Origin of the sequence: Alicyclobacillus shizuokensis NBRC 103103, assembly GCF_001552255.1 — a bacterium.
In the GTDB taxonomy this organism is placed as follows: domain Bacteria; phylum Bacillota; class Bacilli; order Alicyclobacillales; family Alicyclobacillaceae; genus Alicyclobacillus_G; species Alicyclobacillus_G shizuokensis.
On sequence record NZ_BCQV01000004.1, the window covers coordinates 26,249 to 52,918 of the forward strand.

Sequence of the window (26,670 nt, forward strand, 5' to 3'; positions counted from 1 at the left end):
ATGAAGGCGCTGCTGTTTGCCAGCGGGCATGGTACCCGCCTGCACACACACAGAGGCAGTCTGGCCAAACCGGTGGCTCCGGGGGTCCACCGGACCGGGCCGCATTCACACTTCCGTCAACGAATGAACCAGGGCATCGGACGATGCACCCGGGCGGCCTATCAGGGGCTTAGGGTGCCAGCCGCAGAACCGCTCGCGCACGCCGCCGTCGGCAGAGGCGGAGAGGCGGTGCGGGTATGAAGAACCTTGCCTACGTCAGCACCTATCCGCCCCGCCGCTGCGGCATCGCCACATTCACCGAACACCTGCGGCACAGCATCATGACCGCCAGCCGACGCCGCGACGGTGATGTGGTTGTCGTGATGGTTAACGATGACGGCGCCGCGTACCGGAGCCAGCCCAACTTTTGGCCGCTCCCCGCGGCTGACCGGGCGGCCTATGCCAAGATGGCCGAGAAGCTGAACAAGAGCGATGTGTCGGCCGTGATCTTGCAGCACGAATTCGGCATCTTCGGAGGCGAGGCAGGGGAGTATGTGCTGGATTTTGTCCGCGCGCTGCGCAAGCCGCTCGTCACCACGTTTCACACCATTTTTCCAAACCCCCAGCCGCCTTATCGGCCCATCCAGCAGGAGCTGGCCGACCGTTCCGACGCCATCGTCGTCATGAACCGGCGGGCCATCCCGTATTTGACGAACGCGTACCGGATTGCGGAGGAGAAGATTGTCTATATTCCGCACGGATCTCCCAAGCCCAAGCGCGAAGAGCGGGCGAAAATCCGGCGCCGGCTCGGGGTTGCAGGACGCAAGGTGATGTTCACGTTTGGTCTGCTCAGCCGCGGCAAAGGCATTGAGTCGGTGCTGCGGGCGCTCCCGGGCGTGGTCAGGGCCGTGCCAAACGCGCTGTACGTGATTGCGGGCCAGACGCACCCGGAAGTGCGCCGACGCGAAGGGGAGGCGTACCGCGAAGAGCTGCTGGGCATGGTGCACGAGCTGGGTTTGGACGGGCACGTGCGCATGGTCAACCGATACATCAGCGAAGAGGATCTGGTCGCCTACCTGATGGCTTCCGATTTGTACCTCACTCCTTATCCGGGGCTGCAGCAGATCACCAGTGGCACCCTGGCCTACGCGGTGGGGCTTGGGCGGCCAGTGCTCTCGACACCGTATGAGCACGCCCGCGACCTTCTCGCCGGCTGCGACGAGCTGCTGCTCCCGTACGGCGATGTGTCCGCATGGGAGGCGGCGCTCCGGCGCCTGCTCGGCGATGACACCGCGCTGCGCCGCTTGGAAGAGAAGATCCGCCAAATCGGCCAGGCAACCCACTGGCCGCGGGTGGCGGCGCAGTACCTCAAGCTGTTGGCCACAGTGTGCGGCGAGAAAGTTGGTGACGCGACGCTGGCACCGCAGGTGAAAGGGAAGGTGAAACCAATTGTCTCCGTCAGCGATTCGATTTGACCACCTGGAGCGCTTGACCGACGACACGGGGTTGCTGGAGCACTGCCTGGGCCGTATCCCGCGCAGGCGTGAGGGATACTCAACGGACGACAACGCGCGCGCCATCTGGCTGTGCGTGGAGTGGCTGGCCCAGCTGCCTGAGGACTGCCGGGCTGAGCGAAGCCTGCTGTACCGCCTGCTGGACCGGTATCTGGCCTTCCTGCTCTGGGCGCAGAAGGAAGACGGTTGGTTCCAGAACAACATTCGCTTTGACCGCACGCCGGAACCCGAAGAACGGTCCGAGGATTGTCTGGGCCGCTCACTCTGGGCAGCGGCGGTGGTCTCTGTGCATTTGTCCGACGAAGCCCGCAGACAGGTGGCTGCGGAAGTTCTGCGCCGGGCGCTGCCAGCCGCATCGGAACTCCGTCGCATGCGCGGGCTGGCGTGGGCGCTGGCCGCGGGCTGTCTGCTCCTGGCCCACACCGGCCTGACGCCGACGCGGCGAGCCCATGGCGTCCGTTTTGATCTCTTGGGGGATGCCAACGGAGACAATCAGCCGCAGCGGCTGGAGGCGTGGGGGTTGACGAGGGAACAGTTGACGTCCCAGGTCCAGGAGTGGGAGCGGCGGCTGACCAACGCGTACCAGGCCGAAGCGGATGACGGTTGGCGCTGGTTTGAGTCCGAGCTTAACTATTCCAACGGACTCTTGCCGTGGGCCATGTGGTTGGCCTGGCGGGTCGGCGGGCGGCAAACGACGCAGCGCATTGCAGAAGCGAGCCTCGATTTTCTCGTCCAGCAGATGAGCGGCGAAGACGGACGCATCCGGCCCATCGGCAACCGCGGCTGGTGCACCCGCGAGTGGCGGGCGCACTGGGACCAGCAACCGGTCGACGTGATGAAACTGGCGCTGGCGGCGCGGGAGGCCTACCTGGCGACCGGCGACGAGCGTTGGCGGGAGATCGTGCGACGGTCGTTGGACTGGTTTCACGGTGACAACGACCTCAATCTGCCCATGGCCGATCCGTCCGATGGCAGCTGCTGCGACGGGCTTGCACCGTCCGGAGCCAACCCGAATCGCGGCGCCGAGTCGACCTTATCCTACCTGTTCACCGAGGCGTACGCTGCATCGCTCAACCTGGCGGGTGGGCGCCACGACCTGGCGTACACCTCCGATACGGCGGCCAGCGTCTGAGCGAGCCATGGATTCATCCTCGAACGTCGATTCCGCTGACGCGCTCACGGCCCACCGGCGATGCCGGTGGGTTTTTGTGTGTTCCAAGCCATATCGCAATCCCCCAGTTCCGTGATAAGATGGGGACGCACTTTACAGCGGGGTGGGGAATTGCGTGACCGTCGTACAGCTGTGGAAACACATTCTCAAGCTCGCGCTGCCGTCCATCGCCACGTTTTCTTCGATGACATTGACCGGGATGATCACGCTCATCCTGGTGGGCCGGTTGGGACCGAGCGCAATCGCCATTGTCGGCGTGAGCAATGTGTGGATGTATAACACCTGGGCGCTGTTCGCGGGGTTGAACGAGTCCGTCAACTATCTGGTGTCGCAGAATTACGGAGAAAAGACGATGCGGGAGGGCAACGAGCGAACGCAGATAGCCCTCTGCATCTCGGCGTGCTTGTCCGTGTGCGTAGTGCTCGCCAGTTTTTTCGCTCCTTACGCCGTTCTGGTGGCGATGGGGCTCAATCATCCTTTGGCGGCGCTTGGGGCACCCTACCTGCAGGCACGTCTCATCGCCTTTTCCTTCACGCTGTTGACCAACGTGTTCTACGCCTACATGCGCGGTGTCGGCGATACCAAGACACCGATGTACATCTCGCTGGCCACCAATGTGCTTTTGGTGGTGCTGACATATGGCCTTACCTACGGCCACTTTGGTCTTCCGGATCTCGGCCTGGTCGGCGCCGGGTGGAGCATGGTGACCACAGAGTTTCTTGGCTTTACGGCCAGCATCGCGGTGTACTACGGCCGCTATCACGCCCAGTTTCACACCCGAACGTGGCTGGCCATGGCCCGCAGTCAAGTGCGCCTGATTTTGGTGGAAAGTGTCAAGCTCAGCGTGATGGAGCTGTCCATGAGCCTGGGGATGTTGGTGTTCACCGCTTGCATCACGCGCCTGGGCACCGACGCGATTGCCGCAAATGAAATCGCGCTCAATATTCTGTCGCTCGGGTTCATGCCCGCCAACGGCTTTGGCATGGCGGCCACCGTGGCCGTCGGTCAGGAGATTGGCCGCGGCCAGCCGCAGGCGGCGAAGACGGTGGGCCTGCACACGCTGTTGCTGGGGCTCATGTTCATGGCGCTGTTTTCTATCTGCCTGTGGCTGTTCGCCCTGCCGGCAGCTCACATCTACACCTCCGACGCTCGAGTGGCGCTGTTGGCCGTCTCGCTCATCCATATCGCTTCCTTCATCCAGCTGTTTGATGGCGGCGGCATTGTCTTGTCCGGTGGCCTGCGCGGGGTGGGGGATACGACATTCCTCTTCCGGATGTCGCTCATCCTGAATTGGTTGTTGTTCATTCCGATGACGATTGTCGTGACCCGTGTGCTGGATTGGGGACAAGCGGGCGCCTGGCTGGCTCTGTGCACGCTGTTGGTGGGCATCGCGGTGGCCAATCTGTGGCGGTACTTGTCCATTCGTTGGGAACTTATGGTCACGAAATCACAGGGCGCCCGCGAACGCGGCACCCATCAGCCCACGGCGCCCAGCGCTTCCGTGTGAGAGGATCCGGTTGACTTACGTATAGTTAGTAATATACAATAGGTGTGTTGAAAGCTAAAAGTGAGCTAAACAGACAAGAGGAGTGGAGAGAGATGACAACCATGACGGTGACCAAGGACCTGTTCGCTGCGCTTCGCGACCGCCGCTCTATCTACGGAATCAGTGCGGAATCGCCGATTTCGGACGAGGAGATTCAGAATATCATTGAAGAAACGGTAAAACATACCCCGTCCGCCTTTAACTCGCAGAGCACGCGCGTCGTGCTGTTGTTGGGAAAGCAGCATGAGCGGCTGTGGGACATCACGACCGATGTGCTGAAGGCGGTTGTGCCTGCGGACCAGTTCGCTTCGACGCAGCAGAAGATGGACAGCTTTCGTCAGGGTCATGGTACTGTGCTGTTCTTTGAGGACCTGGCGGTCATTGAAGGCCTGCAGAAGCAGTTCCCGCTGTATCAGGAGAACTTCCCGATTTGGTCGCAACATACCAACGCCATGCATCAGCTGGTGATTTGGATGGCGCTTGAGGCCGCCGGTCTCGGGGCAAGCCTGCAGCACTACAACCCGCTGATTGACGAACAGGTGAAAGCGGAGTGGAACCTGCCGTCGGCCTGGAAGTTGATTGCCCAGATGCCGTTTGGCAAGCCGACCGCTCCGGCCGGTGAAAAACAGTTTCAGCCGCTGACAGATAGGGTCAAGGTGTTTCGCTGAGGATCGATAACCAGCCAGTGCCCAGGCGCAGGCAGGCCCGCCCTCTCGCCTCACCTCGGGACAACACACAGCCACCGACAGGCTCTGTCGGTGGCTGTTTCTCTACAGGCGTCGCAATTCGCGGGCGATGGAGAGCAGACCGGCGTAAGTCTCCCTCTCTTGCCGGTTCAGCTCTTCCTCGGGGTGGCGGGCGGTCTCTCTGTCCGCGTGGATGCGCGTGGCAATCCACAGCAGGTGGATGGCCGCAAACCGGAGATACCCGCGCAGCCAAGTCGCCGTTCGCTCTCGCAGGTCAGAGCGTGCCCGCGCATACGCCAGCAGCACCCGCCTGCGGCCGAGTGGACGCCAAAGCGGGGTCGTCGGACTAGTGGCGTCCAGGAGTTGAAAGAGATCGAAGTAATCGTAGTCCGGGTGTAAGAACTCCCAGTCGATGACGGCCGGTTGCCGATACGCCCGCGACCACATCAGGTTGCCCAGGTGCAAGTCGCCATGGCAGAGCACGCGCGGCCGGAGCATCAATTCCTCACCCCAGGATTCCATCCGTCGGTGGAGCTGACATACCTGCCGCCGCGCCGCCGACGCCCAACCGCCCGCGGCCATGGTAGCCGCGAACACGGCCGGATCGACCGCGAGGGTTTGGCGCAGCACCTCCGCCAAATCGGGGGTGTGCGAGCTCAGGGCCACCCGGGCTTCGCCCGCCGGGAGGTCCGCTTGATGTAACCGGGCAGCCGCCGCCACCGCCAGCAGGATCCCGTGGCGGCGCGTGGTGATGGGCACCAGTTGGTCGTCCCGGTAGGCAATCCACGCCCACTGGCAGCTTTGTCCGCTTCCGGCCACCTGCGGTGCGCACACGGGCAGGTGGCGGACGCACGTCTCGTACAGCGCGGCTTCGCGGCGAATCGCCGCATGGTTGTGCGAGGCTTTCACAATCAGCGGCAGTCCGTGCCTCGGCACCAGACGGACCACCGTCGCCTGGGCCGTGCACGCTATGGGCTGCACCCGCTGCACTTCGATCGACAGCGGGCTGGCGATGTCCAACCAATCGGGCTCCCAATGGTCGTTTGGCACCAGCCTTCCTCCCGTCCCTTCCACGCGCTTTCATGCGCCGGCTCAGATGTCGACTGCGCGCCGGGGCGCGCATCACTCTCGTCACGCCGCAGCTGCCTTCGGCGCCAAGTGGCCATACACCCATCGCTCACCGGCGCCCCACAGCCCGGAGATAGCGTAGTAGATGGCAGCCGCCACGGGCGCCTGCCACAAAACGGCTAGGCTCACCAGGCCGCTGATGACGGCGCCCGGGATCTTGGCGCCAAGACGCGCCGGGCGGTGGCTGACCAAGCCGGCGAGGAACAGCAGCACCGCCGCGACAAGGGGCGCAATGTGCCAGGGATCTACCGCGGTCAGCGGCACCCAGGGCACCAGCATGCTCGTCACCGGATGGTTCAAGGTGCGAAACAACTGGTAAACCACGTACAGCACCGGCGCCTGCAGCAGCGGCAGCAGCACGGACGAACTGCGCCGCACTCCGTGCCGCTTGAGCAGATCCTGCTGCGCGGTCAGCAGTCCTTCCTTCGATCCGTTCCATTTGGCGGCCAGTTCCCGCAGATGCGGGGCCACCGCCATCTGTTTATCCATGTTTCTCAGCATCCGCATCGACAGCGGCATCAGCAACAGCCGGACGGCCACCGTCAGCAGGATGATGGCCAGGCCCCAATCGTGCGTGTAGGTCGCCATGGCGAACAGCAGATGATGCAAAAGCGATTCAATCGATCCGTACATTCCCTGCGGCCTCCTCCATGCATGCGTGAACATGTGCGTCTCCAGATGTGCGTTTTTTGTGACGCGCTGACGGCGCATGCATGGAGAGGCCCCTCGTCGTCGTCACCAGGCCCCGCCAATTTTCGGCGAGTCGTGCGCAGGATGCGAAGGATGGGCGAGACTTGCGTTGTCATGCCGGGACGGGCGACGCGCACCACTCCGACCGGACGGGAGTACGTCATCCGCGGGGCGGGCGAGCGGACACAACTCCACACCAGGCTCGCCAGTCCCACGAGAATCGGCAGCAGCGGGAGCAACGAGAAAACCGACGTGTCCAACTCGCTCACCCCTTCGCATCGTGGTTTGCCATAAGCCTACTAGGACGCTCGACCCACGTCCAGCAGAGGAATTCTGCAGGCCGCGGCGGATGCGCTGGGAGTAGCGCCGCCTCTAGACCATGGATTGCACAGAAGAGACGGGCAGCTTCTTGTACACCTGAAAATAAACCCAGACTGCATCCATCAGCAACAGTGCGCTTGTGATGAGAAACACGTACGGGATCCCCATATAGGCTGCGATTTGCCCGCCCAAGACGGAGCCTCCAAATACGCCCAAGTACCCGGCCGACATGCTGAAGCCAAACACCCTGCCTGTGACCGATCCCGGTGTGATTTTCTTCAGGAGGGTGTTGACAGAGGGACTCAGCCCTGCCGCTGCCAATCCAAACACAAAGCGAAGCACCATTAACTGCCAGGCGTCTTGCACGAAGGCGTGCGGAATAAATACGATCCCGGCCACGGCCAGCGCCACCCATATGACTCTGTGGGCTCCGAATCGGTCAGAGATTTTTCCCAATATGGGAGCGGCGATGATATTGGCCAGTCCCGTCACGGAGAATGTGATCCCGGCCAACAGCGCCACATGACTGGCATTGTGGGACAACTCGCCGACATAAACGGTGATGATGGGCTGAACCGAATATAACGACAGGTTGATCACAAAAAAGGTCGCCAGCATGATCAGTGTCAGGCTTTTTTCTGGGAGAATGCCCCATATCTCCTTGGTGCTGAGCGTCTTTTTGCCTGGACGGGTAAACGACTCCTTGACGAACAAGACGGTCGTGATAAAGGCAATCAGCAGCAGTGCGCCGGTGATGAAAAACACATCCGGCATGCCGAGGTTGTCTTCAATAAAGCCGCCGATGGTGGGTCCAAGCAGAGACCCGGCGATATTGGCTGTGGAAAGCGTGCCCAGGGCCCATCCGGCGTGTTCATTGTCCGTTTGAGTCGCAATCAACGTGGTGCAGGCTGTGCCGTAGCCGGTGATGACGCCCTGCAGCAATCGAAGCCCTATGAGTTCATAGACATTCTGGGCAAAACCCATGCTGAAAATCACCACGGCCATACCCAGGCTGGCCCGCAGTAGCATCGGTTTTCGCCCATATTTATCGGCGGCCTTGCCCCAGATTGGTGAAAACACAGCTGAAACGATGTAAGTGATACCGAAGGCAATCCCGGAAAATTGGTCGATGAGAGCCTTATCGTGAACGCCGAGGTGCCGTATGTACAGTGGCAGCACCGGAGCAATCTGGCTCATCCCGATACTGGTGACGAACATCCCAAACCAGCAAACGAATAAATTCCTTTTCCATATCGGCATGGATGAAGACCTGCCTTCTGCTCACCCTAGGGTTGGGTACAGCGACAAGCCTGACGGACCATGCTGGTTCATGGCCCGTCGTTGTCGCCGCGCCGGTTGTAAGGGCTCGATATTCAATCCAAGGTTTTGATCCAGTCGTCCACGGTCAGCACATCCGCTTGCCGAGGGAACACCTTCTCCATGAGAACACGGTGCACCTCAGTATCGGCGTCAAGACAAGCATCCGCCAGCACCGTTAGCGCGAAGTCTTTGTCCGCTGCTTCCCGCAAGGTTGACAGAACGACGCCGCTGGTGGCGATACCGCTGAGAATCAATGTGTCGATCTGGCGGGCCCGGAGCAAAACCTCAAGGTCGTTGCCAGCGAACGCACTGACACGAATCTTTGTCACCACCGGTTCGTCCGGCCGCGGTTGTACGGATTCGTGAATCTGGGTTGCCGCATCCGAGTAAGTCATTCCCGGGCGTTCGGAAATTGCGGAGAACGACTTGTTGCGGGGACTGACCTCGGGATAGCCCTCGCGAAACGCGACGCGCACGAAGATCACCGGAATGCCGTGTTGCCGCGCGGCCTCCACGGCTCGTTGGAATGGCAGCAGGACTTCCTTGTTCTCGGCAAAACGCGATACAATCCCGTTTTGCACATCCATGACCAGCAGGGCAGCGTTACGATTCGGCATCATGTGGCACACTCCTCGTTTCTGTGTTACCATTAAGTGGAGAATTCTCCCCTTGATATTAACCGGAGACTTCTCCGCTAGTCAAGGGCGCTTGGCAATCGGATTTTCAGGAAGTGATGATACTGTGCATGACGCGGAGACAATCCGCACCCGTTCTGAACGTCGTGATGCAGCCGAGAATCGCCAGCGCATACTGAACGCGGCGCTCAGGCTGTTTGACCAATACGGGGTTGAACAAGTCAGCATGAATCAAATTGCCACAGAGGCCCAAATTGGCCCCGGAACGCTCTACCGCCGCTATCGAAACAAAAGCGAATTGTGCCTGGACCTCATCAAGGACAACATTTTTTTGCTGTTCGAGGACATTGAGGCGTTCTTGAACGAGCATGGGACCGATTCGGCCGGCCAACGATTGAAGGGGATTCTCAGCTTGTTCATCCGTTTCCGCGAGACAAAAGCGCAGTTGTTGAAAGGGGTCGAGGACTCCGGGTCCAGCCATCGACCCAGGAACCGAGCGCGGAGCGCCTTCTATAACGATTTGCATCCTATCCTCGTCCGGCTGTTCGACGAGATGAGTGCCACCGAGCAGACCCCAGCCGACAGTACCTTCCGCGCGGATATGCTGATGACAGCTTTGACCAGTGATTCTTATCTGTTCCAAAGAGAGGTGCGGGGCCTTTCGCCCGAGGAGATTTTGGAGCAGCTCTGTTTGACCTTTATTCCACCCCAATCTCAGGTCTGACGGCCAAACCTGCATTCAGGTGACCCATGGAGTAACCAAAAGAGAAACTCAATGGGCCTTACTTGTATGAAAATACAGAAAAAATGAAACCTACTTTCATTTTCCTGGGTCACATAGACTGCGTCTCTATTTCACGAGGCTATTATCTTATCAAAACCAAATATCAAAACCAAAAGATTATTTGTTGTAAAAGTAGAATAGCCGTGCTATATTTAAAGTCAAGTTATTTCATGTTGAGAAAAAACAAAAGCCATTCCTACTTGAGAGGAGTGCTGGCTTGTATGAGACCCGTGAAGATCGTCATCATTGGCGCTTGCAGCGCCTCGTTCGGACTGGGGGCCTTGCAGGACGCAGTGCAGACTACAGACCTTCAGGGCAGTACGCTGGTTCTGGTGGACACGGATGAACCTCGTCTGCAAGTCATGTTGAAACTGGCACACCGGATGAACGAGGAAGCCGGCACGGGTCTCATCATCCAATCTACGACAAATCGCCGGGAGGCCTTGCCGGAGGCGGATTTTGTCATCACATCCGTGGCCGTACGACGAGATGAGCTGTGGCGGAAAGATTGGGAAATTCCAAAAGCCAACGGACTTCGCCAGGTGCTTGGGGAAAACGGCGGGCCTGGCGGACTCTCGCACGCCTTGCGAAATATTCCTATTATCCTGGATATTTGTCGTGACATGGAAGAACTTTGCCCCGATGCTTATTTGATTAACTTCACCAATCCCGAAAGCCGAATCATCATGGCGGTTCATCGATATACCAACATCAAGGCCGTAGGACTGTGCCACGGTGTATTCATGGGCCGAGAACGTGTCGCCAACATTCTTGGCCGCCATCCGACGGAGATTGACGTTAAGGCTGCTGGCGTGAATCACCTGCTTTGGCTGATGGATATACGCGATGCAAAGTCCGGTGAGGACCTGTATCCCGAACTTCGGCGTCGGGAACGGGAATTGCCAGAGAACGACGTGGGACCTTGGGGGGTGGATCTTCTCAGTCGGAAATTGTTCCGTCACTTTGGCTACTGGCCATCGCCCACCGACGATCATGTGGGAGAGTACCTGCCTTATGCATGGGAGTTGGTGGGGATGGAGGGATACAACTTTGACCAAGCCGAAGCCTATCGTAAACAGCGGCAATTGGAGATTGAGGCCTGGGCCGACGGCAGAAAGCCGCTCGGAGAATTGCTGACAAAACCGTCGGGTGAAATTGCTTTTGATATCATTCGGGCGATTGCAGGGAATCGAAATGAGTACGTGTTGGCCGTCAATATCGCGAACAACGGATGCATAACCAACCTTCCTGCCGACGCAATTGTCGAGGTTCCTGCATTGGTCAGTGGTTTCGGCATTCAAGGTTTGACGATGGGAGCGCTGCCTGACGGCATCGCCGCCCTGTGCAACACGCAGGTCAATGTGCAGCGTTTGGTGGTTAAGGCGGCGGTTGAGGGGGACCGACGTGCCGCCCTGCAGGCACTGCTGGTAGATCCCGTTGTTGACAGTTTAAGGGCTGCAGAAGTTACGCTCGACCAGTTGCTGGCGGTCCATCGCGAGTATCTTCCTCAATTTCAGCAGTCGATGGCTCCGTGATGCAGGCACTTCAGGTTTGAACGCATTTTTCATTGTCGACCGGAGGTGGATACAGATGAACATCAAGGTGGTCGGCCAGCAAGAGTTTGCAACCACCGCAGCGGACGTCATAGCGGATCACATATTGACGGGTCGAACCTCTCAGATTTGCTTTGCGACCGGGAAAACCCCTGTGGAGACATACAAGGAGCTTGTCCGACGGAGCCAGACTGGTGAACTCAATGCGGACAAGCTCAAGGCCTTTACTTTGGATGAATACGTGGGATTGCCGCTGCGTCATCCAAGGACGTGCTTCTATACCCTAAGCACTCAGTTATACGACGGATTGGGTTTGAGTCCGTCCCAAAGGTTCACATTTGATATGAAAACCTCACCCGAAGACGCAGCCAACCAATACGAACAAACAATCAGAGACGAAGGTGGTCTTGACCTGTGTGTCCTGGGCATTGGCACCAACGGTCATGTTGGCTTTAACGAGCCGGGAACGCCTCGTGATTCGCGCGCGCATGTCGCTCAGCTTGCCGAGGCGACGATGGAGCGCGCTCGGCTCTCGGGGTGGCTGGATGTTCCAAGTCGAGGATTGACCTTGGGCATTGCTTCCCTGTTCGATGCCAAATCTGTGCTCCTGATGGCGAACGGGCGGCACAAGGCCGACATCGTGCATCGCATAGTTCACGGGGACATCAGCGAGAACATTCCGGCCAGTTGGTTTCGCCAACACCCAAACTGTCTCCTCCTGCTGGATGAAGAGGCTGCAAGCCGCCTGTAGTCGGCGGTGTGAGGAGACAGGGGTGCGCATATAAAAACTTGTCCATATTAAGGGGGTAGAAGAACTATGAAGAGACATTCAGTGGTGGCAGCCGGTATTGTTGGCCTTTTTCTCGTCAGTGGTTGCGGAGGTGCTCCGCCGACTACCAGCGGCGGGGGCAACTCGGACTCGAACGGTCAAAACGCCGAAGGTTCATCCAATGGCCTGAGCTGGTCAGGTACCAGCGATCCGTCCCTGAAGGGTCAAACCATCACCGTGCTGTGGACCGATACCAATGGCATTCGGGGCAAGCTACTGAAGCAGTTCACGAAGGATACTGGTATTAAGGTAAAGGAAATCGGTGTCGACTACAATTCGGTCTACAACAAAGTGACCACAGCAGCCATGGCTCGTTCTTCTGATATCGACGTGGTCGAAATGGACACGATTTGGGCCGGGCAATATTACAAGGGCAATATTGCCGTGGATTTGACCCATGTGATTCCAAAGGATGTCCAGGACAAATTTACTCCCTCCTCGCTCAGTGCTGCCTCTTATGACGGACATTTGATGGGTATTCCCTGGTTCTCAAGTTCCAAGCACTTGTTTTGGAACAAGGAGCTGTTTAAGGAAGCGGGACTCGACCCCAATCGTCCGCCAAAAACATATGATGAATTCCTGAAGGATTCTAAAATAATTCAGAGTAAGCTCGGCGGGAAAGGCATCTATGCTTCCGGCTGGTCCTGGAAGCAGGCTGAAAGCTTGACATGCGACTACGTGGGCTTCCTCGGAGCCTACGGTGGAGCATTCTTCGACAAAAACAACAAGCCGATTTTCGACACAGGCGGCGGCCTGCAAGGATTAAAAGAAATGGTCACCCTGATGAAAAGCGGGACGGTGGACCCGGCCAGTCTGCAATGGGATGAACAAGACGTCGCCAACGCATTCATGGCCGGGAAAATAGCGATGATGAGCAACTGGGAGGAAGGGGATAATCTGAACGATCCGAAGCAGTCAAAAATCGCCGGGAAGTGGGCTGTAGGATTGCTTCCTGGGGAGGGACAGGTGACCTCCGCGGCATGCACGGGCTCCGAGGGTCTGGCGATCATGAAAACGAGCAAGCACAAAGAAGCTGCGCTCGCCTTCTTGAAATGGATTGCAGGCGACGAATATCAAACGATGGAATACAAACAGGAGGGCCAGTATCCGTCTGTTCAAGCCTTGTATACGAAGCTCAGTTCGTCAGACAAATCGGGTCTTCTGTTGAAGTTTGACGAACAGTTCAAATATGGGGTGAACCGGCCGAACGCTCCGGGCTACGTGCAATGGTCGGATATTATTAGCGCCCGCTTGCATGACGCGCTGCTCGGACAGGGTACTCCGGAATACAACCTGAAGGTGGCAGCAAACGAGGTCCAAAGCCAAGAGGCGCTTTCCAGTTCGCAATGACTAGGAAGAGCGCTCCTGTCGGGCGGTACATTTGTGCCGCCCACATTCCCGAAACCTGGGGGCTGTAAATACCATGAAAAAATTCTATATAACACAGCGCCACAAGGATGTCGGATTTGCCCTCCTCCTCATTCTGCCGACCGTGTTGGTGCTCTTGCGTATCTTTGTATATCCTATCTACCAATCTGCAGTTTGGAGCTTTTTTCATTATAATCTGATGGACGGTTCACCCGTTCAGTTTATTGGATGGCAAAACTATAAAGATGTGTTGACGAGTGTAGCCTTTTGGCTTGCTACACAAAGAACTGTCTATTTTACGGTCTTGACCGTACTGTTTGAATTAGTGCTTGGGTTTTTCAGTGCCTTGTTGCTCAATCAGCATTTTCGCGGGCGAACGTTCTTTCGTGCCATCATTATTATTCCATGGGCTCTGCTTACCCTGGTGAATGGTCTGCTGTGGGACTGGATCTATCAGCCTGGTTTTGGGCTCTTCACCGTTCTGCTGCATGGCCTTCATATTTTGTCTCCCCAACAGAATCCTGTATGGTTGGCAAATTCGTCCAGCATCATGAACTTCGTCTCGGTGGCTGATATATGGAAGATGACACCGTTTATGACTTTGATCTTGCTGGCTGGAATGCAGGCAATTCCGGAAGAACTGTATGAAGCGGTAGCTATCGATGGGGCTGGTTTTTGGAACAAACTGATTCATGTTACCATTCCGCAGCTTATGCCGTCGATCCTCGTGGCCATTGTTTTGCGCATCATGGGGGCCTTCCGCGTTTACGATATTTTGACTGTATTTACAGGAGATCCGCAGACCTCCATCACCTATCTTACATTTAACTACGCTTTTCGATATTTCTATCTTGGCAAGGCATCAGCCATGGCCTGGATTAGCACCATTTTCATCTTAATCTTGATTGTGATTTATATCCGGGTTCTGAAGAAAAACCTTGACCAAGCGTAAGTTCAGGGGGGGTCCAAATGGCCGTGTCGGCGGTTCGCAAGAGATTGTTTGAACCCAGACCCAGTGAATTGGTTCCGAAGTTCTGGTTGTGGTTGGGTCTGATGCTGCTTCTGATTTTTACCCTCGCCCCGTTTGTCTATCTGTTCACGTCATCCATATCGATCACGCCCGACTTGTTGAGCGGAAAACTGCTCCCTCACCATCCAACGTTGAGTAACTATGTCAATCTGCTGACGGGACAGGGATCTGCCAATTACATTGCTGCCATGCGGAACAGTGTGGAAGTCGCCGCGTGCACGACCGTTCTCTCAATGATCTTTGGCATCCTGGCGGCATACGCGTTTGCGCGAGTCCGTTTTCCGTTTCGCATGTCGATGTTGTTTGGCATTCTCGCCATGCAGATCTTACCTTCCATCAGTATTCTGGTTCCGCTGTACATCATGATGAGGAACGGGGTGTCCATCACTATTCCGTTTACCCATATCACATGGCAGACTGGTTCATTACTGGATTCTGTCTGGTCCTTGGTCATTGCCTATACGACATTTTCGCTGCCATTTGTCATCTGGCTCTTGGCGGGCTACTTCCAAACAATCTCAAAAGACTTGGAGGAGGCTGCGTTTGTAGACGGATGTGGCCGATGGAGGGCGATGTTTCGCGTCATCTTGCCGTTATCTGTACCAGGGATTGCGGCAACGGCTATCTTTACACTGCTCAACGCCTGGGATGAATATGTGATTGCCAATGCGTTTACCCAGACATACGCTTCGAAGACTCTGCCAATAGCGATTGCTGAATTCGTAGGCAAGCATGGAATGGACTGGGGGCTGATGACTGCGGGTGGCTTCGTTGGGTCCTTACCGCCCGTCATCATTGCCATGTTTCTTTACCGATATATCGTCAATGGCCTCACCGCTGGCGGGATAAAAGGGTAATTCGGAAAGGAGGAAAACCGGATTTGCCGTCGGTACGGATTTCTCCCATTCACAATCGCCTTCAATTGGAAGCGTGTTATGATCTATGGGCCCAAGTATTTCCTGAGGAACGTGCATTTTTTCAGCGTCGGCTGGACTACGATTCAACCTACGATTATGAGACGACATGGGCTGCCTATGTGGATGGGGCTCTGGCGGCTGCGGTGCAGATTTTTCCGTATGAGACAGCGATTGACTCGGTTCGATTGAAAGTGGGGGGTATTGGAAATGTGGCAACATTACCCCAGTATCGAGGCATGGGCTTGGCTGGAACCATCCTGACGGCCCAATCGGATTGGATGCGTGCGCATGGTTTTCATGTGTCTCTGTTGTTTACGGGCATCCACGCTTTCTATGAAAGGCTCGGCTGGGGCTCGGCGACGACCCTGCATTGGCGGGTTGCACGTGAACACCTGCAAAGGTTTGGCGGAGAACAGTCGCTCGCTTGCCGGCGCTTCCAAATGGGCGACCTGCCCGCGCTGATGGATATTTATAACAAATGGATCGAAGGACGGACTCAAGCGCGAATTCGCACGCTGACGTATTGGCAGGACGCACTCCATTGGCTGCCGGATGACACGTGGGTTGTCGATAATGGTACGGGTGTCGTAGCCTACTTGCGGGTGCGTGTGAGTTCAACCCATACCATGGAGGTCACAGAAGTCTGTTATCTACCAGGGTATGAAGAAGTGTCGAAGGGCCTTTTGGCAACCGCACTTCATAGTCATTCGTCCGTGTCTGAGGTGAAGCTCACGTTGCCTCTTGATCACGCATGGGCCGTGCAACTTACGGCGTCTGGCATCGCACCGCAAACCGCATCCCCGATGTGGAAGACACTGGATAGCTTTCGGCTGATACGGCGTTTGCGACCGGTGCTGTCATGCCGCGTTCAACAGAAGATGACCGGAACTGAGCACCTGCTGTTGCAGTGCCCTGACGCATACGTTCTGCTCATTGCTGGACCAACCGGTGTGGACGTCGTGGCTCCGGGAACCGGCATCGAGTACACCGAGTTCATCCGGCTGGGCGCGGCTGGCTTGGTGGACATGATCATGAATGGGGCTCCTGCCGATGCGCCACCGACTGTGCGGCTGTTGTTCCCCAAGCAGTCGGGTATTTTATGGCCCACCGATTATTTCTAACAGCTGTTTACAAGCAGCCTCTTGATACCCTGAGGGAAGCACGATGGATTGGCTGAAAGGTGACATTTGAAACCAGGGGGGATGCATGTATGGCTTCCAGAGGGATAAAGATTGCGGTGATAGGTGGAGGCTCTTCATACACACCGGAATTGATGGAAGGTCTTATCCGCAATGTGGACATTCTCCCCGTACGTGAAGTCTGGTTGGTCGACATTGAGGCTGGTCGGGAGAAGCTGGACATTGTCGGCTCCTTGGCCAAACGGATGGTGGAAAAAGCGGCTGTACCCATCAAGGTTCATCTCACCCTCAATCGACGGGAGGCCATTGCCGGAGCCGACTATGTGGTGACACAACTGCGTGTGGGGCTGTTGGATGCCCGGGCCAGAGACGAACGCATCCCGCTGAAGTACGGCTGCATCGGTCAGGAAACCACCGGCGCCGGAGGGTTTGCCAAAGCCCTGCGAACGATTCCGGTCATCCTTGATATCTGCAAGGATATTGAGGAACTTTCCCCAAACGCAGTGTTGTTTAACTTCACCAACCCTGCAGGTTTGGTAACGGAAGCCGTGCTGAAATACAGCAACGTGAAGTGTGTGGGACTCTGCAATTTGCCCATCGGTATGCGAATGAGCATTGCCAAAGCGCTCAGCGTGGATGAATCCCGCATACAGACCGAAATGGTTGGAATCAACCATTTGAATTGGACAACACGTATCTTTCTCGACGGTGACGATATCACCGACAGTTTCTTGGACAAGTACGTGGGTGCGGCAGATATGACTCCGAAAAATATTCCGGATCTTCGATGGGATCGAGACTTGCTGAATGCTCTGCATGCAGTGCCTTGCGGATACCTGAGGTACTACTATATGACGGATCAAATGTTGGAAGAGCAACTCGAGTCGGCCAGGACGGTGGGAACAAGAGCGGAGGTTGTAAAACGGGTCGAGGCCGAACTGTTTGAGCTGTATCGGGACGTCAATTTGGCCGTCAAACCGAAGCAGCTGGAGCAGAGAGGAGGAGCTTACTATTCAGAGGCAGCCGTTCGTCTGATGACATCGATGTACAACAACACCCGGGACATTCAGACGGTCAATGTCCGCAATGGACACACGATCCCCTTTTTGCCCCCTGACGTCAGCATAGAGGTGAATTGTGTCATCGGCAGGGACGGTGCCTATCCGTTACAGCCAACCGCGGAATTGAGCGGGAGCGCCCGCGGGCTCTTGCAGGTTGTCAAGGCTTATGAAAGCCTCACTGTGGAGGCGGCAGTTCATGGGGACAGACTGGCCGCCTTAGAAGCACTGACAGTGCACCCGTTGATCCCGTCGGTTTCCGTGGCGAAGAAGCTGCTTCATGAAATCTTGGCAGCGAACGAGGCCTACCTGCCACAGTTTAAGTGACGACAAGGAGGACCAGTCTTGCGTTATTTCCTAGGGGTGGATGGCGGTGGCAGCAAGACCGAATCCATCATCGTGGATGAGCAGGGAAATCTAGTCGGATGGGGATGTACAGGCGGAAGTAATCACCAAACCATCGGGATTCAGGCCGCGCTGGCGAATATCCGCGAGTCCATCAGTATGGCGATGGAGTCGGCCGGCGTGAAGCCAAGGGACATCTGCCATGCCGTTTATGGCTTGGCAGGGGCGGATCGCCCAACGGACCATGCCATTTTGCAGCCGGCTTTGAGCACACTGCCGATTCCCTCCTGGCGCGTGGTCTGCGACACCATGATTGGACTGCGTTGCGGCAGTCCCAGCAATACAGGTGTCGTCGTGGTTTGTGGCTCGGGAACCAATGCGGCTGGGCGAAACGAGTACGGGGTTGAGGTTCAGACCGGTGGATTTGGTTATCTGTTTGGAGATTGGGCTGGCGGCGGCGATCTTGCCAGGCAGGCGTTTCGGATGGCTATCCGTTCGTGGGAGGGCCGTGAGGAGCCTTCGTTGCTGGCGCAGCGTGTGCCAGACTATCTCGGCTTTTCTGATGTTCCCGCCATGTTGGATTACTATCTCGATCATCCGGGAACCCCAATCCCGCGGGATCTGGCCGTTCTCGTCCATCAAACGGCAGACGACGGAGACAAACTGGCCGAACATTTACTGTGGAAGACCGGGAAGGAGCTGGGGTTGGCCGCCCATTCAGTGGCAACCCGACTGGGTAATCTTGTGCAACCATTTCGCTTGGTTCTGATTGGAAGTGTCTTGCAAAGAGGGAGACACCCCATTCTCTTGTCCGCCCTTGACGAAACGCTGCAAGGCAAGGGTTGGAGGTATACGCGGGTGCTGCCAAAGGTCGCTCCTGTATGTGGTGCCGTGTGGTTGGCACTGGATGATAAAGGCGTGCATCTACCTGAGAGCGTCGCTTTGAACTGGGTGCCCTTTCGAGGCAACTCGATCTCCAGCGGGGAACGTCGAGAGACAGAGGTGTAGGGACGTGCAACTGTTCGTGGGAGTGGATGGGGGCGGAACTACGACACGAGTGATAGTCTATGCGGCAGGCAGCAGACAAGCCATCATGGTTGACGGGGAGCCGACTCGTATCAGTCTCGTTGGATTGGCGCGGGCCCGCGACTGCATTGTAGACCTGTTGCGGCAGGGAATTGCGACTGTCGGCGGTGACATGGCTGAGGTCGTGGCTATGTCGGCGTGCCTGTCCGGCGTGGACACAAACAGGCAGGCCGATGCCATGCGGCATGAGTTAAGGAGATACTTTCCCAATGTAGCCCTTGAGGTGACCAACGATGCTTTCGCGGCCTTGTCGGCCGGAATTCTGGGACGCGTCGGCGTGGCGGTCATCGGTGGCACGGGTTCCATCGCAGTCGGCGAACGAGCCGACGGGGCTGTAGCGCGAGCTGGGGGTTATGGGAGTCTCGTAGGCGACGAAGGCAGTGCCTTCGACATTGGCCGACAGGGTATTGCAGCCGCCATTCGTGCATTTGAGGGCAGGGGTCCAGAGACGATGCTCTGGCGGCAGGTGGCCGCTCATTTTGGCGTTGACCATCCCATTGAATTGGTCAACTCGCTGTATGAAGATGGGAAATCGGTGTCCACTGTGGCTGGGTTTGCAGGAAAAGTCCTGGAAATCGCCGAGGAAGATGGTGTTGCGGGCGCAATTGTATCCGGTGCTGTAGAGGCTTATGCTCAACTTGTATACGCGGTTCGGCGCTTATTGGCTGACAAGCTCGGAGGTCGGGTGGTTCTCGCCGGAGGGATATTTGAAGCATACCGTTTTATGCAAGATAAGTTACAAATATATCTCCCCTGTGATACATTGGTTACCCTCAATCGTCCACCCGCCTTTGGCGCCCTCATGCGGGCGATTGAATTGGCCAAGGCGCGTCATTCACGACTTGGCGAGGTTTCGGCTCTGTCACGCAGCCATCTCGAGAGCTTGGTCATTCGCTCCATCACTTCTTCTGGGATAGCAGGGGGATGACGCCGGTTGGAAGTCAGAAATCATACGCAGCTCCGCGACGCGAACATGGGTCTGATATTCAGGACCCTCCACGAAGAGGGGCCGCTTTCGAGAACAAGTTTGGTTGAACGTACGGGATTGGCCCCAAGCACCGTGTCCGTGATTACAGCGGAATTACAGGCCCGCAAGTTCATTCGTGAACGCGGACGGGATGCGGAGACTCGAATTGGCAGGCCCCAAGTCCTCTTAGAGGTGAATCCTACTGGCGGCTATTTTCTGAGTGCGGATCTCGGCTCTGACGGTCTTGCCGTGGCGGTGATCGACCTCTCGCTCGAACCTGTATTATCCAAGGTGTATCGGACAGACAGCACCCTTCAGGGCGAGGAACTCTACCGGCAATTGATTCGGGCCCTGAACGATTTGCAGGATACCTGCACATTTCAAAAGTGGCCCGTTCTCGGGATTGGTGTGGCGTCTCCAGGATTGATAACGCCGACAGGTCGTGTGCTCCAGGCTGATAATCTGGGATGGATAGATTTTGACTTAAAAGCTCGATTGGAAAGCGATATCTCGGAAATGGTTGTCGTGGAAAACGACTCCAATGCAGCGGCTTCGGGAGAGTTCCGACACGGATCGTATCGCGACGTGAGTGTCCAAAACATGATGTACGTTTCCGTAGACACTGGGATTGGCTGCGGGCTTATCTTGGACGGCGAGCTGTTTTCAGGGACCCACGGGCTGGCCGGGGAATTTGGACACATTGTGGTCATGCCGGACGGTCCAAGGTGTGCATGCGGCGGGAGAGGCTGCCTAGAGGCGGTGGCTGCGGGACCAGCCCTGTTGAGGGATTACTGGAACATATCCGGGAGTGGCAGCGTTCGAGAGGTGGCAGACCTGACAAGGCAGGCCAACCGGGGAGATGAGAACGCGATTGGAGTGCTGGTTGAAGGCGCCCGTCGCATAGGAACGGCCATAGGCAACCAAATCAATGTGCTGAACGTAGATACCGTTGTCTTGGGTGGAAGTGTTGTGCTGGGGTGTGATGCGTTTTTCTTCGACGAGGTGGAACGCGCCGCTCGGCGAGTCACCCTGCCCAGGTTCGGTGAAACGGTCACGTTCCGCAGGTCTTCGCTGGGCACCAATGCAGGTCTGGTTGGTAGCGCCTCTCTCTGTCTGTTGCAGCTGTTTCGGGTATCGGCGTGATGCCCAGGGTTGCAGACGTGAGCGAAGGCGTGGATGAACCTGGAGATGGAGGGATAAGGAACATGAAGGTTATCGTGATTGGCGCCGGCACCATGGGGGCTACGCACGCACGGGCGTATGCGCAAATGGTGGATGTCGAACTGACCGGCGTTGTCGACATCCGGCCAGATGCGGCCAAGTTGCTCGCCGATGAAGTGGGGGTCCGCGCCTACGCAGATCTGCATGAAGCGTTGGCAAACGTCGAGGCGGACATCGTGGATATTTGTGTTCCCACCCCTTATCACAAGGAGCTCATTGTTCGGGCCGCAGAGCTGGGCAAGCATATCATTAGTGAAAAGCCATTGTGTACGAATCTGACTGATGCCCACGAGTGTGTGGATGTCTGTCGAGAGGCAGGGGTTCGACTGTTTGTCGGACAGGTTGTGAGATTCTTTCCAGAATACCAAACCATTCATCGCCTGATTCAAGACGGCGCCGTCGGTGCTGTCGGAACGGCCCGTGCCTACCGAGGCGGTTCTTATCCCCGGGGATGGAATGATTGGTACGCCAATCCAGATGCCAGCGGGTCTGTGCTTGTGGACCTTATGATCCACGATTTCGACTTTTTCCGCTGGTGTTTTGGGGAAGTGAAACGGGTATACGCCAAGACCATCAGGCATACCGAAGGCGTGCTGATGGAACACGCTTTTGCCAGCTTGCGCTTTGAGACCGGCGTGATTGCGCATGTGGAGGGTACATGGGCTGTGCCTTCCGGATTCTCTACCGAGATTGAAGTGGCAGGAGCATCTGGGCTGCTCACGCATCGCAGCGAACAAAGCGCAGCCATCCGTATCAGCCTGCGGGAGACCACCCATGATTCACCCGCCGTGGCAGTACCGGAAAGTCCACTCGCCCGCACGCCGTATCACACGGAACTGGCCCATTTTATCGAGTGCATTCGTGAAAACAAGGAACCGATTGTCAGACCGGAAGACGCCATCAAGGCGCTGGAGATCAGTCTGGCAGCGGTCGAATCTGCCCAAACAGGCCAGGTTGTGACTCTAAACTAGCGCGTTAGGGGGAATTACCGATGAAGGTGGCAATATTCAGCTTTGCGCATATGCATGCATACAGCTACGCTGCGATTCTCAGCAGGAGAAAGGACATAGAATTGGCGTTTGTGGCGGATGAAAACGAGGAACGCGGAAGCTCGGCAGCCGAGAAATACGGAGCGCGCTTCGTGCCTGACTATCAAGCTGTCTTGAATCAGCCCGACGTGGAGGCCGTCGTCATCTGCAGCGAAAACGCCCGTCACGCGGAAATGGTTGTGGCTGCCGCTGAGGCGGGGAAGCATGTGTTGTGTGAAAAGCCGATTGCGACCTCGATGGAAGACGGAAGGCGCATGGTTGCCGCGTGCAACGAAGCTTCCGTGAAGTTTCAAATTGCCTTTCCTATTCGCTTCAGCACGCCCGTGCAGCGAGTGAAGCATCAAGTCGACCAGGGCAAGCTTGGCCAGCTGATGGCTATCAATGGCACGAATCGGGGACAAAATCCGGGAGGCTGGTTTGTAGATCCAGCTCTGTCCGGTGGTGGAGCGGTTCTCGATCACACCGTCCACGTGATAGATATTATGCGCTGGTACACCGGCAGCGAGGTGCGTGAAGTATACGCCGAGGTCGGGACAAGATTTTCTGCTCGCAGCGTGGACGATTGCGGACTGCTGACGATGTCGTTCGAAAACGGTGTGATTGCTGCACATGATCCCAGTTGGTCGCGGCCCAAAACGTTTCCAACCTGGGGTGACGTGACCCTTCGCCTGATTGGAACCGCAGGCGCCCTCACGGTCGATGCCCTTGCCCAGAATCTTGTCCGTTACGATGATGAGGCAGGGACTGTGAAGCACATCATGTGGGGGGATGACCCTGACGAGCAGATGCTGAACAGTTTTATTGAGAGCATCTACAACGACGCCGCTCCGCTTGTGACAGGAGAAGACGGGCTCAAAGCGACAGAGGTGGCCTTGGCAGCCTATGAGTCGGCGCGAACCGGACGCCCGGTTAAGCTGCCCTTGTCTTGACGGAGAACATCCGGCTGCCCGTCGCGTCGCCACGGCGGGCAGTCGCTGTCGGCCGTCATGCACAGTTTCTCATTTGCGCCCATTTTTTATTTAGTGTCGCTATATAATATAATAAGAGCAGAGGATGACAATCCGCCTGCGGGACACAGCTCCCGTACGGGAAAGGAGGCGCTCCATGGGAACATCGGACGATGCGCGTTTGGAGCGGCTGTTTGAAGCGCTCCAGGTCGTCAACCGAAGTCTGCGGAAGGGCTCGCTCGCCCAGGGCGGGTTCAACATCACCCGCGTTCAGTGGATGATTCTCCGGCACGTGTATCGGCATCCAGGGTGCACGGTGGGAGAACTGGCGGAGCGGTTGGACGTGCGCCCCAGCACCATGTCGCAGATGCTGGATCGGCTCGAAAAGGTTGGCTATGTGCAGCGGGAGCTTGCGCCCGAGGATTCGCGGGTGAAGCGGGTTCACCTGACGGAGCTGGGTCAACAGGTTGTTCGCCAGGTCGAATCGATATGGCTCACCCGCCTTTCCCGGCCGTTTGCCCGTCTGACGGCCTCCGAGCAGGAGCAGTTGGTGGAATTGATGGAAAAGTTGGCACAGTCGGTTCGTGATTCGGGGGAGGTTCCGCAGATGCGGGAGGAGAGAGCAGGAGACAACCTGGAGGCAAGGGAGGGAATGCCGGATGACGCAGACCTCAGATCTGGCCATTGAGGTGGAGCACCTGTGCAAGCAGTTCGGCGAAGTGCGGGCTGTGAACGATGTCAGCTTCACTGTCGCCGCGGGGGAGTGCTTTGGCCTGCTCGGGCCCAACGGCGCGGGCAAATCCACCACCATCAAGATGCTGACCACGCTGCTCAAGCCGGACGCCGGGCGCGTGCGGATCGCCGGTTGGGACCTGGCCGTACAGCCGACGCGGGTGCGCGCCTCCATCGGATATGTGCCGCAGGCGTTATCGGTCGATGGGTCGCTCACAGGGTACGAAAACCTTCTTATTTTTTCCAAACTGTTCGGCCTGACGCGGCGTGAGCGGCGCCAGCGCATCCCGCAAACCCTGGCCATGCTAGGCCTGGAGGACGCGGCCCAGCGGCGCGTGCGCACGTACTCGGGGGGCATGATTCGCAGGCTGGAAATCGGACAGGCGATTCTCCACCGTCCGCGTGTCCTGTTCCTAGATGAACCCACGGTCGGGCTCGATCCGGTCGCACGCAAGGGCGTCTGGGACCACATTGAGCAACTGCGCCGGGAACACGGTATGACCATCCTCCTCACCACGCACTACATGGAGGAAGCGGAGCAGCTGTGCGGGCGCATCGCCATCATGAGCCGCGGCCAGGTGGCCGCTCTGGGATCCGTGGCGGAACTGCGCGCCCAGATGGGCCAGTCCGACGCCACCCTGGATGACATCTTTGTCCACTTTGCGGGCGCGTTTGAGCCCCAGGGAGGAGGCATGCGCGATGTCTCAAGAAGCCGTCGCACCGCGCGCCGACTGGGCTGATTCGCGCTTGCGGGCGGTGTGGCTGTACGTTGTGCACGCGATGACCGTGGTGGAGCTGGAGGTGCGCAAACTCCGCCAGGATCCGTCCGAGCTGTTGATGCGGGCGGTGCAGCCGGCCCTGTGGCTGCTTGTGTTTGGCCAAGCTTTCGGGCGCCTGCGCGCGATTCCGACGGGGGGCGTCAGCTACATGGCGTTCCTGACCCCGGGCATTCTGTCGCAGTCCATCACGTTCATCTCCATTTTTTACGGAATCGCCATCATCTGGGAGCGGGACATGGGACTCCTGCAAAAGTTTCTCTCGTCGCCCATGCGCCGGTCCGCCCTGGTTCTCGGCAAGATGCTCGGCGCCTCGGTGCGCGCGGTCGGGCAGGGCATCATCGTGGTGCTGTTGGCCCTCATCGTCGGTGTGCACCTGCGCATGGGCTGGGATCTCATCGGGGTGCTCGTCACGCTCGTTTTAGGTTCCGCCTTTTTCGCCGGGATGTCGATGGTGTTGGCGGCGCTGCTGCGCACGCGCGAGCGGATGATGGGCATCGGCCAGGTCATCACGATGCCCTTGTTCTTTTCTTCGAATGCCCTCTACCCGATTCACATCATGCCGGCCTGGCTGCGCGTGGTGGCCACCGTCAATCCGATGAGCTACCTGGTCGACGGCCTGCGCGGGCTGCTGCTCGGCACCAGCTTCCACCTGTGGTTGGACTGGGCCGTGCTCGTCGGTGCGGGGGCGCTGATGCTCACGCTCGCCTCTATTTTGTTTCCGCGTCGGTTGGCCGGGTGAAGGATGTGTCCCCTTGAGCGGATGCGCGCTCCCAGCGCATCCGCTGGGAGCGGCAACGGCTCATGCGTCCTTCTCATTCGGGACGGAGACTGGCGCGCGCCGTCCGCGCCACCTGCTGCGGTGCATAGAAGCAACAGAACCGGGGGGCGTACCCGACGATGTACAGCACCAGCAGGGTAACCGCCGCGTTCAGGATCATGAGTGAGGCGTTCAGACTCAAAAAGGTGGTAAGAATGCCGACACACACGCTCGGCACAACAAACCCCGCGTAAGCCGCGAAGTAAAACATGGAGATGACTCGGGGGCGCTCCCGCGGTCCGGCCAGCCCACCCGCCAACTGCAGGCCTGCCTGGAACGTCCGCCTGCTTCCGAAGGTTTGGAACAACATCCCCATCCAGAGCAACCCCATATTCGACACCTCGCCGGATGTCACCGTTGTCCACGCCCCCACCGACAGCAGACTGACCCCGGTGCAAAGTTTCGCCACAGGATGGGCCGGGCGGGGAATCAGCTGTACGAAGGCCGCACCGCCGAGCAGCAGCAAGATTAGCAAGCCGGAAATCGACAGGTTGGAGGTATGGATGACATTCTTCACATAGGAGGGGACCAGGGACAAGACGATCCCGTTCAGCGTAAAGTTGGCGAACGCCGACAGCGCGACAAACGAGAGGAACGGGGCCCTGATGTCACTAGCGGAATACAGCATCCATGCCTCGCTGCTGAACAAAAACAAAAGCGTGGACGGCAGCGAAAGGCCGACGCTAACTCTTAGCACCCGCTTTAACCCCCAGGCGCTGCCTTTGCTTCCCACAATCAGCAGCGTTGGCAGTAAAAACACAGCGTAGACGACGAACAACGCCGTCACCCCAAGGCCGTTCAGTCCATAACGCTCCTCGTACAGCGGAAACAAAGGCGACACGAAGGTCGCGCCAATCACATCGACAACAGGACGGCTAGCATTCTCTGCATCGTCAACAGCTCCTGGGCGACCGTTTGCCGGCGCCGTGAATTTTGGAACGATCGTTCAAATATGGGACAGGCAGCGGGAGAACGGGCGCCTCGTCCGCATTTACGGCATCTTCAAACAGCGTTCATAAACCACCAACATTCCACCGGTACACTGCGAATTGCACAAAA

General features: G+C 57.6%; 27 protein-coding genes. 22 read left to right on the top strand and 5 right to left on the bottom strand.

Going from position 1 to position 26,670, the window contains the following annotated elements:
* The 5 genes from ASH01S_RS01850 to ASH01S_RS01870 all read left to right on the top strand — a co-directional run bounded on the left by ASH01S_RS01850 (position 1) and on the right by ASH01S_RS01870 (position 4,878).
* Positions 1–240: a hypothetical protein gene (locus tag ASH01S_RS01850; RefSeq protein WP_067922551.1), complete on the top strand. Its 240-nt coding sequence runs from the start codon at positions 1–3 to the stop codon at positions 238–240.
* A complete protein-coding gene (locus ASH01S_RS01855) occupies positions 237–1,454 on the top strand; it encodes a glycosyltransferase family 4 protein (RefSeq protein ID WP_067922554.1) in 1,218 nt (405 codons plus the stop codon). Before ASH01S_RS01850 ends, ASH01S_RS01855 begins: the two co-directional genes overlap by 4 nt.
* Complete coding sequence (locus ASH01S_RS01860; protein WP_067922557.1) at positions 1,429–2,625, top strand: glycosyl transferase; 1,197 nt, start codon at positions 1,429–1,431, stop codon at positions 2,623–2,625. Before ASH01S_RS01855 ends, ASH01S_RS01860 begins: the two co-directional genes overlap by 26 nt.
* Before the next feature lie 154 nt (positions 2,626–2,779).
* Positions 2,780–4,171 carry an MATE family efflux transporter gene (locus tag ASH01S_RS01865; protein WP_245628893.1) on the top strand — a complete coding sequence of 464 codons (1,392 nt, stop codon included), beginning with the start codon at positions 2,780–2,782 and terminating at the stop codon, positions 4,169–4,171.
* A gap of 92 nt (positions 4,172–4,263) precedes the next feature.
* The gene (locus ASH01S_RS01870) at positions 4,264–4,878 is read left to right on the top strand and encodes a nitroreductase family protein (RefSeq protein ID WP_067922560.1); all 615 of its coding nucleotides are present in this window, start codon (positions 4,264–4,266) and stop codon (positions 4,876–4,878) included.
* Between the two features lie 102 nt (positions 4,879–4,980).
* On the opposite strand, the gene ASH01S_RS01875 is transcribed toward ASH01S_RS01870, so the two are convergent.
* Together ASH01S_RS01875 and ASH01S_RS01880 are read right to left on the bottom strand one after the other, a co-directional pair.
* Entirely contained in the window at positions 4,981–5,946 is a 966-nt protein-coding gene (locus tag ASH01S_RS01875) for an aminoglycoside phosphotransferase family protein (RefSeq protein ID WP_067922565.1), read from the bottom strand.
* A gap of 81 nt (positions 5,947–6,027) precedes the next feature.
* On the bottom strand, positions 6,028–6,657 hold the full coding sequence (locus ASH01S_RS01880; RefSeq protein ID WP_067922569.1) for a YidC/Oxa1 family membrane protein insertase: 630 nt from the start codon (positions 6,655–6,657) through the stop codon (positions 6,028–6,030).
* A 150-nt stretch (positions 6,658–6,807) separates the two neighbouring features.
* Here ASH01S_RS01880 and ASH01S_RS18270 point away from each other — a divergent pair, with 150 nt between their 5' ends.
* Positions 6,808–7,008 (top strand): hypothetical protein, encoded by a 201-nt coding sequence (locus tag ASH01S_RS18270; RefSeq protein WP_157066941.1) that lies wholly within the window; start codon positions 6,808–6,810, stop codon positions 7,006–7,008.
* Positions 7,009–7,086: 78 nt separating this feature from the next.
* Here ASH01S_RS18270 and ASH01S_RS01885 read toward each other — a convergent pair whose 3' ends face one another.
* Together ASH01S_RS01885 and ASH01S_RS01890 are read right to left on the bottom strand one after the other, a co-directional pair.
* The gene (locus ASH01S_RS01885; RefSeq protein WP_373278539.1) at positions 7,087–8,253 is read right to left on the bottom strand and encodes a multidrug efflux MFS transporter; all 1,167 of its coding nucleotides are present in this window, start codon (positions 8,251–8,253) and stop codon (positions 7,087–7,089) included.
* A gap of 155 nt (positions 8,254–8,408) precedes the next feature.
* A complete protein-coding gene (locus tag ASH01S_RS01890) occupies positions 8,409–8,975 on the bottom strand; it encodes a cysteine hydrolase family protein (RefSeq protein ID WP_067922577.1) in 567 nt (188 codons plus the stop codon).
* 121 nt (positions 8,976–9,096) lie between these two features.
* Between ASH01S_RS01890 and ASH01S_RS01895 the strand changes: the two genes are divergently transcribed.
* The 16 genes from ASH01S_RS01895 (at position 9,097) to ASH01S_RS01970 (ending at position 25,533) form a co-directional block, all read left to right on the top strand.
* Positions 9,097–9,714 (top strand): TetR/AcrR family transcriptional regulator, encoded by a 618-nt coding sequence (locus ASH01S_RS01895; protein ID WP_067922580.1) that lies wholly within the window; start codon positions 9,097–9,099, stop codon positions 9,712–9,714.
* 281 nt (positions 9,715–9,995) lie between these two features.
* Positions 9,996–11,309, top strand: coding sequence for a family 4 glycosyl hydrolase (locus tag ASH01S_RS01900; RefSeq protein ID WP_067922583.1), 1,314 nt, complete (start codon positions 9,996–9,998; stop codon positions 11,307–11,309).
* Positions 11,310–11,364: 55 nt separating this feature from the next.
* Positions 11,365–12,078, top strand: coding sequence for a glucosamine-6-phosphate deaminase (locus ASH01S_RS01905; protein ID WP_067922586.1), 714 nt, complete (start codon positions 11,365–11,367; stop codon positions 12,076–12,078).
* A gap of 66 nt (positions 12,079–12,144) precedes the next feature.
* Positions 12,145–13,506 (top strand): ABC transporter substrate-binding protein, encoded by a 1,362-nt coding sequence (locus tag ASH01S_RS01910; RefSeq protein WP_067922589.1) that lies wholly within the window; start codon positions 12,145–12,147, stop codon positions 13,504–13,506.
* A 73-nt stretch (positions 13,507–13,579) separates the two neighbouring features.
* Positions 13,580–14,476, top strand: a complete 897-nt coding sequence (locus ASH01S_RS01915) for a carbohydrate ABC transporter permease (RefSeq protein ID WP_067922592.1) — start codon at positions 13,580–13,582, stop codon at positions 14,474–14,476.
* A gap of 17 nt (positions 14,477–14,493) precedes the next feature.
* Positions 14,494–15,411: a carbohydrate ABC transporter permease gene (locus tag ASH01S_RS01920; protein WP_067922595.1), complete on the top strand. Its 918-nt coding sequence runs from the start codon at positions 14,494–14,496 to the stop codon at positions 15,409–15,411.
* A gap of 23 nt (positions 15,412–15,434) precedes the next feature.
* The gene (locus tag ASH01S_RS01925) at positions 15,435–16,592 is read left to right on the top strand and encodes a GNAT family N-acetyltransferase (RefSeq protein ID WP_067922598.1); all 1,158 of its coding nucleotides are present in this window, start codon (positions 15,435–15,437) and stop codon (positions 16,590–16,592) included.
* 89 nt (positions 16,593–16,681) lie between these two features.
* Positions 16,682–17,995, top strand: a complete 1,314-nt coding sequence (locus ASH01S_RS01930) for a 6-phospho-beta-glucosidase (protein WP_067922600.1) — start codon at positions 16,682–16,684, stop codon at positions 17,993–17,995.
* An 18-nt stretch (positions 17,996–18,013) separates the two neighbouring features.
* Positions 18,014–19,021: an N-acetylglucosamine kinase gene (locus tag ASH01S_RS01935; RefSeq protein WP_083516734.1), complete on the top strand. Its 1,008-nt coding sequence runs from the start codon at positions 18,014–18,016 to the stop codon at positions 19,019–19,021.
* Between the two features lie 4 nt (positions 19,022–19,025).
* Complete coding sequence (locus ASH01S_RS01940) at positions 19,026–20,027, top strand: N-acetylglucosamine kinase (RefSeq protein WP_067922603.1); 1,002 nt, start codon at positions 19,026–19,028, stop codon at positions 20,025–20,027.
* Between the two features lie 99 nt (positions 20,028–20,126).
* Positions 20,127–21,209, top strand: a complete 1,083-nt coding sequence (locus ASH01S_RS01945) for an ROK family protein (protein WP_169794165.1) — start codon at positions 20,127–20,129, stop codon at positions 21,207–21,209.
* A gap of 62 nt (positions 21,210–21,271) precedes the next feature.
* On the top strand, positions 21,272–22,258 hold the full coding sequence (locus ASH01S_RS01950; RefSeq protein ID WP_067922609.1) for a Gfo/Idh/MocA family protein: 987 nt from the start codon (positions 21,272–21,274) through the stop codon (positions 22,256–22,258).
* Between the two features lie 20 nt (positions 22,259–22,278).
* Complete coding sequence (locus ASH01S_RS01955; RefSeq protein WP_067922612.1) at positions 22,279–23,265, top strand: Gfo/Idh/MocA family protein; 987 nt, start codon at positions 22,279–22,281, stop codon at positions 23,263–23,265.
* Positions 23,266–23,440: 175 nt separating this feature from the next.
* Positions 23,441–23,971 (top strand): MarR family winged helix-turn-helix transcriptional regulator, encoded by a 531-nt coding sequence (locus ASH01S_RS01960; RefSeq protein ID WP_067922615.1) that lies wholly within the window; start codon positions 23,441–23,443, stop codon positions 23,969–23,971.
* Positions 23,943–24,755, top strand: a complete 813-nt coding sequence (locus tag ASH01S_RS01965) for an ATP-binding cassette domain-containing protein (RefSeq protein ID WP_067922618.1) — start codon at positions 23,943–23,945, stop codon at positions 24,753–24,755. Before ASH01S_RS01960 ends, ASH01S_RS01965 begins: the two co-directional genes overlap by 29 nt.
* On the top strand, positions 24,715–25,533 hold the full coding sequence (locus tag ASH01S_RS01970) for an ABC transporter permease (RefSeq protein ID WP_067922621.1): 819 nt from the start codon (positions 24,715–24,717) through the stop codon (positions 25,531–25,533). Before ASH01S_RS01965 ends, ASH01S_RS01970 begins: the two co-directional genes overlap by 41 nt.
* Positions 25,534–25,606: 73 nt before the next feature.
* Here ASH01S_RS01970 and ASH01S_RS01975 read toward each other — a convergent pair whose 3' ends face one another.
* A complete protein-coding gene (locus ASH01S_RS01975; protein ID WP_174520710.1) occupies positions 25,607–26,452 on the bottom strand; it encodes a hypothetical protein in 846 nt (281 codons plus the stop codon).
* Between the last annotated feature and the right edge of the window lie 218 nt (positions 26,453–26,670).